The organism is Streptococcus oralis (assembly GCF_001983955.1).
Classification (GTDB): domain Bacteria; phylum Bacillota; class Bacilli; order Lactobacillales; family Streptococcaceae; genus Streptococcus; species Streptococcus jiangnanensis.
In genome coordinates, this window is sequence record NZ_CP019562.1 from 1753497 (window position 1) to 1767161 (window position 13665).

Here is a 13665-nt window from a genome sequence, read left to right on the forward strand (position 1 = left end):
GATATACATTAGCTTTCTTAACATTGATTATTAGGATAGTCTAAAATATTCACATAGAAAACAAGACAAAGAATAAGAGTTTTACATATTATACTTGCAAGTCACTAACCTTTTCATATTTTATATTTACTTCCGAATTTGAATTTGCAAATTTATAACCCATAAACAAAGCATTTAAATCGCTATAAGTTGATAAAATGATCTGATACTTATCTATAATTCCATGACGTAAAATTTCAATAAAAGATAGTACATTCATAGCATCCATGTCTTGAACTGGATCATCTATCATTAAGAAATTCAAATTATCAGATAGTTTGAACATCGTATTCAGTGAAAGAGTAAATGCTAGTGAAACAACCGCTAACTGACCAGTGCTTAGTTGATTAATTGCATCATGATCATTATTAGAATCCGACTTGAACCTAATAATTGTCTTTGTTATCTTTTTAATCGTTTTTACTTGATTACCTGTTGCCTCATCAGTCGTCGTTTCTTCTTTATCAATTGTTGTTTTGTTATACGTTAGAAAAATTCCCAAACCTTGTTGATAATTTTGTAACATTTTTGCTGAGTATATAAAGAATGGGATACGTAGCTTTTTAACAATATCTATTTTGAACTGTTTTACCTCTTCTTTATATATAGTATTAATTTCTTCTAATCGTTCCACAGTTATTCTCAATGTTTCTATCTGACTTGATAAATCTTGAAGTTGCTGATTTTGAACTAGTTTATGCTGTCTATCAAGATAAAGTTTCTTATTCTCTAAATCTCCAATACGAATATCCTCTAATACTTCCACTTTACTTTGAAAATATGTAGGAAATATGTTCTCAGTGTCTGCTATCAGATTCTCATTAATAGCATATTTATTATCAACTGCCGAGTGAATAGCATTTTTTAATTCAAGCAATCGACTATCAATCATCGCAATATTTATTTTCGAATATGAACTTGATTCTAATTGGTATGTTTCAAACTGCAGTTCAGGAAATTCTTCCCTTAAGACCTCCAGTTCTTCCTTTATATTTCTCAAACTATTATTATCTAGCAAACTGTAAACATCATCATCAACTACTAATTTAGATTGAAATTCTTGCCAGTTTAACTGGTGCTGCTGGTTATAGTCTTTAAATTCTAACCTTCCCAACTCATATGGCACCATAATTGTGTACGACTGAATAAAAGTTTTAAAACCTTCGACATTTTGAGAATAACTTTGATACGAATTTTTTAATTTTTGTAATCTATCTAATAAATTTTTATCTACATCTATTGAAAGGCTATTTATTTCATCAATGATTTTCTGCTTCAGTTGCTGGATCCGTTCATTCAGCAATAATTGAGCTTCTTGCAATTGCAGACTACTTTGAGACGAAATTTCAGTTAGATAATTTTTATAACTATCATAAGCTTGCTTCAATTCTTCAAATGTTTGGAACTGTGAATTACAGAATGGACATTTGTTTTCATCAATATGTCGATGTCTCAACTCGTCAAACTTATTGCCTAAGTTACTCCTTAATTGTCGTAGTTCACTTAAATTTTTGTCTACCTGGCTAGCATTATTCCTCAGACTTTGGAATTTAACCACTTGTATTTTAAGCAATTCAAAATCACCTGACAATCTATCATTTTGAGTATAAGTAATGGACTGTTCTGTCATCTCAGTAATATCCGATGATAAATTAGTCAAGTAGGTATTTAGTTGCTTTCTTCGATTGCAATCATGAACAACTCTCTCATATGATTGTAGGTAATTCTCTAAAAGCACATATTCAAATAATTTTGGATTGTCTAATGAATACTTTTCCCAAAGCCATTGAGAATTTGATTTAAGAATATTTGGAGATAACATTGAAAAATATAATGCTTGTTTAATAGCCCTATCACCAGCAATATCTTTTTTTCTTTTATCTCTTTCCGTCTTTCTATTATACTCCCCTATTGAGAAATTCTTCTTAAAATCAATAATATTTTGTAAAGTATTTTGATAAGTTAATAATTTGTCAAGATTAGCAATAGAAAAAGGAGTTTCACGATCAAATACAAATTCCCTATGATTAAATAATCTATGATAAGAGACATCTGATAGTTCTTGCTGTTTTAAGTTTTGTAATTGCCCCTTGAAATCACTAATCTTTTTTCTAATAACGTTTGTTACTGTATTAATCTTTTCTATTTTCTTCTCTATTTTATCCGTTTTTACTAAAAAAGATAAACTATCGCCTCTTTCATATTCCGTTTGCTTTAGAAAGAAAGTTGTTTCTTCCTGTTGAATATAATTAAATAGATTGAAAATTTTTTCTATCTCATATTTCCCATTAATACCTAAAAATGTATCAATAGAACTTTGAGTAATGTCTTCAAGCTTAATATTATCTGTAGATCTAAAATTTGACTCGCTCACTTCCACTTGTCTAAATAACTTAAACTGACTAGCAGACTTTAAAGGTGCAAATATGTTTTTACTTTCAGTAAAACTATTTACTAATTTTCTTACAATTACAAGTTGGTCACCATTCATTTTTTCTAGCCACAATTTTATAATTACCGGCTGACCAATCTCATTCTGAAAGAAGGGCTTATTATATACAATATTTTCAGCAGTAACTTTATTAATGCGAGAAAGATTACCAGTCAATCCTAACTCAATTGCATCAAAAATCGTTGTTTTACCATAACCATTTGGTCCCACTAAAAATGTTATCCCATCACTAAAGTCAATAACTGTTTCATTTCTAAAGTTTTTGAAATTATAAAGTAAAATTTTCCTAATCTTCACAAGTTCAGTCTCCTAAAATTTGATTTAAACTATCCAGCAAAAAACTAGCTTCATTTTCAAGTTGTTTCCTAATATCAACTCCATTAAAAATTTCTAAAATATCATCTACCTGCTTTTTATGATCATTTAAACCTTCCATTTCAATTCGTGATTGGATTTTATTTTCAACTATTTCAAAATGATTATCAGAATGAGGATGAGAAGCAAATGGTAATTTAATAATTAGTTGTATAGCAATGAAGTAAGCAGTATCAAAAAACATATCACTCTCAAATTTATCAAATAAAGACTCACCCTCAGGAGATGTAGACTGAATATAATTTAGTAAATCTTCAATATTCGAGTTCAGTCTACTCAATCCTTCCTCGGTATATAAGATGACATATTTTCTAAAATAATATTCATCTTCCTCAACTTTCATAATCATATTTCTAAGACTTTCATATGATTGCTTCAGTTCATCAACTTTAATAGTTACAAATAAAGAGGTATTTTTCTTAATTTTTTCATCATTAAGTTCTTCAAAGCAAGATATCAACTTATTTGTTTGCTCACAAGTAAAAAAATCTACCCCTCCTTCGCTGCTAGATTTAAAATCCTCCCTATTATATTCTTGAATAAGGAAAAATTCATTTCCGTCCCCTCCCCACAATTCTAAATGTTCATCACATTTATGAAAATTATGTTGTCCTAAGATTTGTTGCAAAAAACTATTCATTTCAATCCTCTTTCAATTTTTCAACAGTATTCACATAATCAATATATTCTAAATTATTTGAAAATATTCTATTTTTTTCCTCTCCAAGGGCTTCTGCAAGCAACTTTTCTTTTCCATCTTCATGAATTGGCTTCTCTTCAAAAAACTTTTGTCCATTGATACACAGATTAATCAAATAGTCAGTATCAAAGCTAGCTCTTATAAAGCTTTCATTAGTCATAATTTTATCTCGAACTCTACTCTCTGTGCCCTTAGGAGCATGAATCATGCTAAGTCTGAGCGACTCATGATTTAAATTATACCGTAAACTGTCTAACGAAAGCCTTTCTTGTTTACAAGTTTTAAGAAAATTATATAAAATATATTCAATGCTAATTTCATCAATTAATCTACCAATATCGTTCAGCCTTTTTGAACCAGAAATATCGCCATCTGGATGCAAGTCAATCAGCAATTGTTCAAATTTGTCATCAGGTAAATTTAATATCTGATTTATAACAGTCGTATCAACATCATCTTCAACAATGTTATTCCAATACACTTCAAGACTTAACTTTGCTCTCCTAATAGATTGTCTCTGGCGCTTCGCTTGCGAAGTAATAATGTTGAAAATCTCTTGAAAAGATATTACCGAATAGGCACCATTCCCATTACTATGTGATTGCACAATCTGTCTAGAAATTAAATCTTTAATCTCAGACAGTGTCTCCTCTATATGTTCAATATCATCTACTAAAGAACTTTTAGAAAATTTCAAAATCTCCTTAATTTCATTTTTGCAAAAATTATCAATAGGCGATTGATTCTCTACTACTAAATCACAATATTTTTTACCATCAGGATAGGTATATAGTTGAACTTGACTCTGATTAGGGACATAAGCTGCTCTTTTATATGTTTGCTGAAATGTTTGCTTATCCATATCCCAGCCTCGAACTTCACAAATTACATGTAAAAATCTATTATTTCTGTTCGTACCCGAGGTTTGATATCCTGTAGGATGAAGTCTAGAATTTATTGTTCTAACATTAGCATAATCATTCGGATACTTTCCAGCTTTTTTGGCTTTTACTTGATGTCTTGATACTACTGTTTGAGCTTGAAAAATCTCAACATCTTCACCGCCATTTTTTTCAAGGATTAATTCATATGAGCTATAGTCTTCCTCTTTTTCTACAAGTTTTCTAAGTTCAGTTAGTGCCAAAAATATCCCAACTTTTCCTTGATGGTTATACCCACTCCAACTTGAAGTGGCATTTCGCCTATCATAATTCATTACTTTATCCTTCAACTCTATTAATTTCTCTTGTATCTTACTCCACTTTTAAAATAATAGCCTTTAGAAAACAACCACTACAAATATATCAATATTCCTAAAGTCATCAAGCTAGTTAACAAATTCTGATTCTATCACACACTCCAAAGTCCTCAATTCCCATCATTTTCAAGCCCCCTCAATCAAGATAGTTAATCTTACCAGCTTTAACTTTTTAAAAGCATTGCTATTTTTCTAATTTTATTTAAAACAAATCATCAAACAAACTCAACTGGTTATCCTCTGGCATATTGCCGAGAATCCCCATTTCATCCATCTTTTCAACCAAGGTTGATGACAGTCCACCACGCTTGCGCAGTTCTGTCTTAGAGAGGAACTCACCCTCTTCACGCGCACGCACCAACTGCTTAGCAACGTTCTCTCCCAGACCATCCATTGCTACAAATGGTGGGATGAGGGTATCTCCATCAATGATGAATTCAGTCGCATCACTACGATATAGGTCTAACTTTCCAAACTTGAAACCACGTTCCCACATTTCATTGACAATCTCAAGAGTTGTATAGAGGTCAATTTCCACATTAGAGGCTTCATTATTCTTCCGTTTTTCAGCGATTTCTTCCATTCTACGCTTAATGGCATCCAAGCCCGCACCCATGGTCTTGATATCAAAAGCCTTAGCGCGGATTGAAAAGTAAGCACAGTAATAATAAATGGGATGGTGAACCTTGAAGTAGGCTACACGCAAGGCCATCATAACGTAGGCTGCCGCGTGGGCTTTGGGGAACATATACTTGATTTTTCCACAAGATTCGATATACCACTCTGGCACCTTATTGGCCTTCATGGCTTCGATATAGCCATTTCTCTCCTCTTCGGAAATCTTCAGCCACAAGCCCTTACGTACCCGTTCCATGATGGTAAAGGCCATCTTAGGCTCGAGACCAGCATGCATGAGGTAAACCATGATGTCGTCCCGACAACCGATAACAGTTGATAGGTCCGCAATCCCTTGCTTAATCAAATCCTGGGCATTTCCTAACCACACATCGGTACCGTGGGACAGACCAGACAGCTGAAGCAACTCCGCAAAAGTCGTTGGATGCGTCTCATCTACCATCCCACGTACAAAGTTGGTTCCAAATTCTGGAATCCCCAGCATACCCGTCGGCGTCCCGATTTGCTCCGGCGTCACGCCAAGCACATCCGTCCCAGAAAAGAGGGCCATCACGCCTTCATCATCCATAGGAATTTCATTAGGGTCAATCCCAGACAAATCCTGCAATTTCCGAATCATGGTCGGATCATCATGACCCAGCACATCGAGTTTGAGGACGTTCTCATCGATATCGTGGAAGTTAAAGTGAGTGGTCTGCCATTCAGCCGTCACGTCATCCGCTGGATACTGAACAGGAGTAAAGTCGTAGACATCCATGTAGTTAGGAATAACAACGATTCCTCCTGGGTGTTGTCCTGTTGTCCGCTTAACACCAGCAGCGCCTTGAGCAAGGCGTTCCACTTCTGCATCACGATAAAATTTCCCATAGTCCCGCTCATAGCCCTTTACAAAGCCATAAGCGGTCTTAGCAGCTACCGTACCAACCGTTCCTGCACGGAAGGCATATTCCTCACCAAAGATATCACGCACATCCAAGTGGGCGCTAGGCTGGTCTTCCCCCGAGAAGTTCAAGTCAATATCGGGAACCTTATCTCCATCAAAACCAAGGAAGGTCTCAAACGGAATATCCTGACCATTCTTGCTGAGTTTGTGGCCACAGTTTGGACAGTCCTTATTAGGCATATCAAAACCTGAACCATAAGAACCATCGGTGATAAACTCACTATACTGACACTGACCACAGACATAGTGAGGAGAGAGAGGATTAACCTCCGTAATCCCAATCATAGTCGCAACGAAACTAGAACCAACAGATCCACGGGAACCAACCAAGTAACCCCGTTCATTGGAACGTTGCACTAGCATCTGCGAAGCCAGATAAATCACAGCAAATCCATTCCCCAGTATGGATGTTAATTCTTTCTCAATCCGCAAATCAACAATATCTGGCAGCGGATTTCCATAAATCTCAAAAGCTTTCTTATAGGTCAGCTCAGCAACCGTTTCTTCAGCCTTGTCAATGAAAGGAGTGTACAAGTCACCCTTAACCACCTCAACAGGTTCAAAAATTTCTGCTAAGGCATTGGGATTATCAATAACTAGCTTGTGTGCTAGCTCCTCTCCTAAGAAAGCAAATTCATCCAACATCTCATTAGTCGTTCTAAAATGAGCCTTCGGTAGCGGTGCTGGTTGGGCATGTTCACCATGACCGATGGTTCGGTTAATCATAGCCCCCTGTCCCAAACTACGGACAATAATTTCACGGTAAATCTCTTCTTCCGGTTCGATATAATGGACATTTCCAGTAGCTAGAACAGGCTTGCCAAGACGGTCCCCAACCTCTATCAAACTCCTGATAATAGTCTGGAGTTCCTCCATATCCTTAACCTGCTCCTTGGCAATCAAAGGAGCATATATAGCTGGTGGCATAATCTCGATAAAGTCATAATACTTGGCCACCTCGACCGCCGCATCCACACCTTGGGAAACGACAGCATCAAAAACTTCACCCTCAGAGCAAGCTGACCCTAAAATCAAGCCTTCTCGATGGGCATCTAGAACTGTTCTCGGAATCCGTGGAACTCCTTCAAAGTACTTAGTATTAGACAAAGAAACTAGTTTAAAAATATTTTTTAGACCAACTTGATTCTTGACATAAATAGTCGCATGCTTGATTCGAGCTTTTTTATAAGAATCAGGACTAATCAAATCAATGTTTAGTCTAGCTAGGTCGGTCACACCATGTTTGTCTGCTACCTCTTTGATAAAGATGAAAAGCAGACGACCAGTCGCTTCCGCATCGTAGTTGGCCATGTGGTGGTGTTCCAGTGCAACACCAAAACGCTTGGTCAAAGGGCCCAAACCATGACGTTTATACTCAGGATAGAGATTTCTAGCAAACTCGAGCGTATCGATGACTGGCTGGCTAATCTTAGGCAGACCATGACGCTCATAATTAGCGTTCATAAAGCCAACGTCAAAGGTAGCATTGTGGGCAACTAGGACTGTATCCCTGCAAAATTCTTGGAATTCTAGTAAAACTTGTTCTAGCGGTTTGGCATTTTTGACATGATCATCTGTAATACCTGTCAACTCAGTAGTAAAGGTTGACAAGGGATGCCCAGGATTGATAAATTCATCAAATTCGGCAATAACATTCCCCTTGTACATTTTAGAGGCCGCAACCTGAATCAAGTCATTATAGATAGCTGAAAGTCCCGTCGTTTCCACGTCAAAGACCACATAGGTTGCCTCCGACAAGTCCATCTCCACTTCGTTGTAAACGATAGGGACACGGTCCTCCACGATATTGGCTTCCATTCCATAGATCAGTTGAATTCCAGCTTTCTTAGCTGCCTTGTAGCCATGTGGGAAGGACTGAACGTTCCCATGGTCCGTGATGGCAACCGCCTTGTGTCCCCACTTAGCAGCTGTCGCAACTATCTCCTCTACCTCTGGTAGAGCATCCATAGTCGACATGTTAGTATGAGCATGAAACTCAACGCGACGCTCCCCTTCTGGCATCAAATCCTTCCGCTCATAGTGAACAACTTCCTGCACGTCCTGCACGTTCATTGTCAAATCGCGTGTGAAGTTATTCATCTCCACATTTCCACGAACACGGAGCCAAGAATTCTTCTTAATGATGTCAAACTTCTGAGCCTCTTCTTCATTCTTAACCCATTTTTGCATTGAAAAACTTGAAGTGTAGTCTGTCATTTTAAAGTTGATCAAAACGCGACCAGTTCTGGTCACTTTATGCTCCACATCAAAAACAACCCCTTCAAAGACCAGACGATTTTCCTCAGTCGTCACGTCGATCATCTGGGTAACTTCAGCCTTATCTAGTTTAGGCTTGGCCGCAGCCTTTTTAGCCTGAAAATCAAAGGCTGGCTTCTCTTCTACTGGAGGAGGAGCCATTTGTTCCAGTTGCTCCATAGCCCGGAGCGCTTCCTCATTGGCAGCTTGAACAATCTGTTCATTCTCCGTATGAAAGGCTTCCTTCTGCTCTTGTGTAAGGACGTCGTTTTTTTCTATGTGACATACAAAGACTGGGAAACCAAATCTTTCAAGTTGTTTCGCAAGATTAGGAAGATGATTCTTCTTAAAGTGCTCCTTATCAATCGCCTCTGAGCCTTCAATAATGAGTTGATTTCCTTCCGCACGAATGTTTAAATTCTGGTAAAGAGATTTAAACCCCTGACTTGCACATGGACCTTCAGAAAAAGCCTCTCTATAGTAGGCCTGCAAGAGTTCATTAGAGAATTCTTGAGAAAGAGCCTTGATTTCGAAAACACCTCGGTTTCCTGTCTTAGAAAATTCTTCACCAAGCCCTTTCTTTAACTCTAAAAAGATTTCAATCGGTAAAATATTAGAAAATACAAAATGAAATTCCCAAATCTTACTAATTTTATGAACCACAACACGCTCAATTCTGGCATCAACAAGAGCAGGATCCCGTCTCAATTGATCAGAGATTCCTAGTTGATTCATTAAAATTTCAAACTTACTTGCCATTCATTTTCCTCACATTATTCTCTTACTATTTTACCATAATTAAAGAAAATATATGACTAGTACCATTCCTTAAGCACTGCTAGTTTACACAAATTTGTTCCGTAAACAAAAAAAGAAGACTCTCAGAATCTCCTTAGTAAATAAAAAAAAAGATACCCTTAAGTATCCTCGTAATCAATCGGGAAGACAGGATTCGAACCTGCGACACCTTGGTCCCAAACCAAGTACTCTACCAAGCTGAGCTACTTCCCGCGTTAAATAAAAAAATGCACCCTAGAGGAGTCGAACCTCTAACCGCCTGATTCGTAGTCAGGTACTCTATCCAGTTGAGCTAAGGGTGCTCATCAATATATGCCGAGGACCGGAATCGAACCGGTACGATCGTTACCAATCGCAGGATTTTAAGTCCTGTGCGTCTGCCAGTTCCGCCACCCCGGCCTCTCTAAGCGAACGACGGGATTCGAACCCGCGACCCCCACCTTGGCAAGGTGGTGTTCTACCACTGAACTACGTTCGCATCGACCTCTTATTCTATATAAAAAAATGCCGGCTACATGACTTGAACACGCGACCCTCTGATTACAAATCAGATGCTCTACCAACTGAGCTAAGCCGGCTGATTTCTATTATGCGGGTTAAGGGACTTGAACCCCCACGCCGTTAAGCGCCAGATCCTAAATCTGGTGCGTCTGCCAATTCCGCCAAACCCGCAAATATGACCCGTACTGGGCTCGAACCAGTGACCCATTGATTAAAAGTCAATTGCTCTACCAACTGAGCTAACGAGTCTAAAATAACTTCCGTTATCTTAAACGGTCCCGACGGGAATCGAACCCGCGATCTTCGCCGTGACAGGGCGACGTGATAACCGCTACACTACGGGACCTATGGGAGTTAACGGGATCGAACCGCTGACCCTCTGCTTGTAAGGCAGATGCTCTCCCAGCTGAGCTAAACTCCCAAAGGGCGGAGTCTAGCTCAGCCAACGGTAAGAAACTTCGTTTCTCTCATCCGCCGATTGTAATTTCGATTTCCTCTCAATTACAACTAAGCTAAACTCCCTCGAGCTAAGCGACTTCCATATCTCACAGGGGGCAACCCCCAACTACTTCCGGCGTTCTAGGGCTTAACTGCTGTGTTCGGCATGGGTACAGGTGTATCTCCTAGGCTATCGTCACTTAACTCTGAGTAATACCTACTCAAAATTGAATATCTATCAAATACCAAGAAAACCTTCGCTTTCGTATTCTCAGTTACTTTGGATAAGTCCTCGAGCTATTAGTATTAGTCCGCTACATGTGTCGCCACACTTCCACTTCTAACCTATCTACCTGATCATCTCTCAGGGCTCTTACTGATATAAAATCATGGGAAATCTCATCTTGAGGTGGGTTTCACACTTAGATGCTTTCAGCGTTTATCCCTTCCCTACATAGCTACCCAGCGATGCCTTTGGCAAGACAACTGGTACACCAGCGGTAAGTCCACTCTGGTCCTCTCGTACTAGGAGCAGATCCTCTCAAATTTCCTACGCCCGCGACGGATAGGGACCGAACTGTCTCACGACGTTCTGAACCCAGCTCGCGTGCCGCTTTAATGGGCGAACAGCCCAACCCTTGGGACCGACTACAGCCCCAGGATGCGACGAGCCGACATCGAGGTGCCAAACCTCCCCGTCGATGTGAACTCTTGGGGGAGATAAGCCTGTTATCCCCAGGGTAGCTTTTATCCGTTGAGCGATGGCCCTTCCATACGGAACCACCGGATCACTAAGCCCGACTTTCGTCCCTGCTCGAGTTGTAGCTCTCGCAGTCAAGCTCCCTTATACCTTTACACTCTGCGAATGATTTCCAACCATTCTGAGGGAACCTTTGGGCGCCTCCGTTACCTTTTAGGAGGCGACCGCCCCAGTCAAACTGCCCGTCAGACACTGTCTCCGATAGGGATAACCTATCCGGGTTAGAGTGGCCATAACACAAGGGTAGTATCCCAACAACGTCTCCTTCGAAACTGGCGTCCCGATCTCATAGACTCCTACCTATCCTGTACATGTGGTACAGACACTCAATATCAAACTGCAGTAAAGCTCCATGGGGTCTTTCCGTCCTGTCGCGGGTAACCTGCATCTTCACAGGTACTAAAATTTCACCGAGTCTCTCGTTGAGACAGTGCCCAAATCATTACGCCTTTCGTGCGGGTCGGAACTTACCCGACAAGGAATTTCGCTACCTTAGGACCGTTATAGTTACGGCCGCCGTTTACTGGGGCTTCAATTCATACCTTCGCTTACGCTAAGCACTCCTCTTAACCTTCCAGCACCGGGCAGGCGTCACCCCCTATACATCATCTTACGATTTAGCAGAGAGCTGTGTTTTTGATAAACAGTTGCTTGGGCCTATTCACTGCGGCTGACCTAAAGTCAGCACCCCTTCTCCCGAAGTTACGGGGTCATTTTGCCGAGTTCCTTAACGAGAGTTCTCTCGCTCACCTGAGGCTACTCGCCTCGACTACCTGTGTCGGTTTGCGGTACGGGTAGAGTATGTTTAAACGCTAGAAGCTTTTCTTGGCAGTGTGACGTCACTAACTTCGCTACTAAACTTCGCTCCCCATCACAGCTCAATGTTATAGATATAAGCATTTGACTCATATCACACCTCACTGCTTAGACAGACACTTCCATTCGTCTGCTTTAGTTAGCCTACTGCGTCCCTCCATCACTACATACTCTAGTACAGGAATATCAACCTGTTGTCCATCGGATACACCTTTCGGTCTCTCCTTAGGTCCCGACTAACCCAGGGCGGACGAGCCTTCCCCTGGAAACCTTAGTCTTACGGTGGACAGGATTCTCACCTGTCTTTCGCTACTCATACCGGCATTCTCACTTCTATGCGTTCCAGCACTCCTCACGGTATACCTTCTTCACACATAGAACGCTCTCCTACCATACCTATAAAGGTATCCACAGCTTCGGTAAATTGTTTTAGCCCCGGTACATTTTCGGCGCAGGGTCACTCGACTAGTGAGCTATTACGCACTCTTTGAATGAATAGCTGCTTCTAAGCTAACATCCTAGTTGTCTGTGCAACCCCACATCCTTTTCCACTTAACAATTATTTTGGGACCTTAGCTGGTGGTCTGGGCTGTTTCCCTTTCGACTACGGATCTTAGCACTCGCAGTCTGACTGCCGACCATAATTCATTGGCATTCGGAGTTTATCTGAGATTGGTAATCCGGGATGGACCCCTCACCCAAACAGTGCTCTACCTCCAAGAATCTTGATGTCGACGCTAGCCCTAAAGCTATTTCGGAGAGAACCAGCTATCTCCAAGTTCGTTTGGAATTTCTCCGCTACCCACAAGTCATCCAAGCACTTTTCAACGTGCCCTGGTTCGGTCCTCCAGTGCGTCTTACCGCACCTTCAACCTGCTCATGGGTAGGTCACATGGTTTCGGGTCTACGACATGATACTAAGGCGCCCTATTCAGACTCGGTTTCCCTGCGGCTCCGTCTCTTCAACTTAACCTCGCATCATATCGTAACTCGCCGGTTCATTCTACAAAAGGCACGCTCTCACCCATTAACGGGCTCGAACTTGTTGTAGGCACACGGTTTCAGGTTCTATTTCACTCCCCTCCCGGGGTGCTTTTCACCTTTCCCTCACGGTACTGGTTCACTATCGGTCACTAGGGAGTATTTAGGGTTGGGAGATGGTCCTCCCAGATTCCGACGGGATTTCACGTGTCCCGCCGTACTCAGGATACTGCTAGGTACAAAGACTATTTTAAATACGAGGCTATTACTCTCTTTGGCTGATCTTCCCAAATCATTCTTCTATAATCTTTGAGTCCACATTGCAGTCCTACAACCCCGAAGAGTAAACTCTTCGGTTTGCCCTCCTGCCGTTTCGCTCGCCGCTACTAAGGCAATCGCTTTTGCTTTCTCTTCCTGCAGCTACTTAGATGTTTCAGTTCACTGCGTCTTCCTCCTCACATCCTTAACAGATGCGGGTAACAGGTAGTACCTGTTGGGTTCCCCCATTCGGAAATCCCTGGATCATCGCTTACTTACAGCTACCCAAGGCATATCGTCGTTTGTCACGTCCTTCTTCGGCTCCTAGTGCCAAGGCATCCACCGTGCGCCCTTATTAACTTAACCTTATTTTTTGACCTTTCAGTCATAAACTCTTTTAATACTACAGCGTTTCGGTTTATTTTCTTGTTACTATTTGATATAGATATTCAAT

General features: G+C 40.3%; 4 protein-coding genes, 9 tRNA genes and 2 rRNA genes. All 15 read right to left on the bottom strand.

All coding sequences use genetic code 11. The annotated features are described in order from the left end of the window. Positions 1-88: 88 nt before the first annotated feature. Positions 89-2788 (bottom strand): AAA family ATPase, encoded by a 2700-nt coding sequence (locus BWR56_RS08655; protein ID WP_000702254.1) that lies wholly within the window; start codon positions 2786-2788, stop codon positions 89-91. A 4-nt stretch (positions 2789-2792) separates the two neighbouring features. Next, positions 2793-3506 (bottom strand): ABC-three component system middle component 1, encoded by a 714-nt coding sequence (locus BWR56_RS08660; protein ID WP_001084021.1) that lies wholly within the window; start codon positions 3504-3506, stop codon positions 2793-2795. 1 nt (position 3507) lies between these two features. Beyond that, complete coding sequence (locus BWR56_RS08665) at positions 3508-4797, bottom strand: ABC-three component system protein (protein ID WP_225893247.1); 1290 nt, start codon at positions 4795-4797, stop codon at positions 3508-3510. A gap of 229 nt (positions 4798-5026) precedes the next feature. Further along, on the bottom strand, positions 5027-9418 hold the full coding sequence (locus tag BWR56_RS08670; RefSeq protein ID WP_076984821.1) for a PolC-type DNA polymerase III: 4392 nt from the start codon (positions 9416-9418) through the stop codon (positions 5027-5029). A 178-nt stretch (positions 9419-9596) separates the two neighbouring features. Continuing rightward, positions 9597-9670: transfer RNA gene (locus tag BWR56_RS08675), tRNA-Pro, on the bottom strand. A 15-nt stretch (positions 9671-9685) separates the two neighbouring features. Then, a tRNA-Arg gene (locus BWR56_RS08680) sits at positions 9686-9759 on the bottom strand. A gap of 11 nt (positions 9760-9770) precedes the next feature. Next, a tRNA-Leu gene (locus tag BWR56_RS08685) sits at positions 9771-9856 on the bottom strand. Between the two features lie 7 nt (positions 9857-9863). Next, a tRNA-Gly gene (locus tag BWR56_RS08690) sits at positions 9864-9935 on the bottom strand. A 27-nt stretch (positions 9936-9962) separates the two neighbouring features. After that, positions 9963-10035: transfer RNA gene (locus BWR56_RS08695), tRNA-Thr, on the bottom strand. Between the two features lie 12 nt (positions 10036-10047). Continuing rightward, a tRNA-Leu gene (locus tag BWR56_RS08700) sits at positions 10048-10129 on the bottom strand. 5 nt (positions 10130-10134) lie between these two features. Next, positions 10135-10207 (bottom strand) — tRNA-Lys (locus BWR56_RS08705). A 24-nt stretch (positions 10208-10231) separates the two neighbouring features. After that, positions 10232-10304: transfer RNA gene (locus BWR56_RS08710), tRNA-Asp, on the bottom strand. A gap of 2 nt (positions 10305-10306) precedes the next feature. Beyond that, positions 10307-10379 (bottom strand) — tRNA-Val (locus BWR56_RS08715). Positions 10380-10484: 105 nt separating this feature from the next. Continuing rightward, positions 10485-10600: ribosomal RNA gene (rrf, locus tag BWR56_RS08720) — 5S ribosomal RNA — on the bottom strand. A 76-nt stretch (positions 10601-10676) separates the two neighbouring features. Further along, positions 10677-13577: ribosomal RNA gene (locus tag BWR56_RS08725) — 23S ribosomal RNA — on the bottom strand. Positions 13578-13665: the final 88 nt, after the last annotated feature.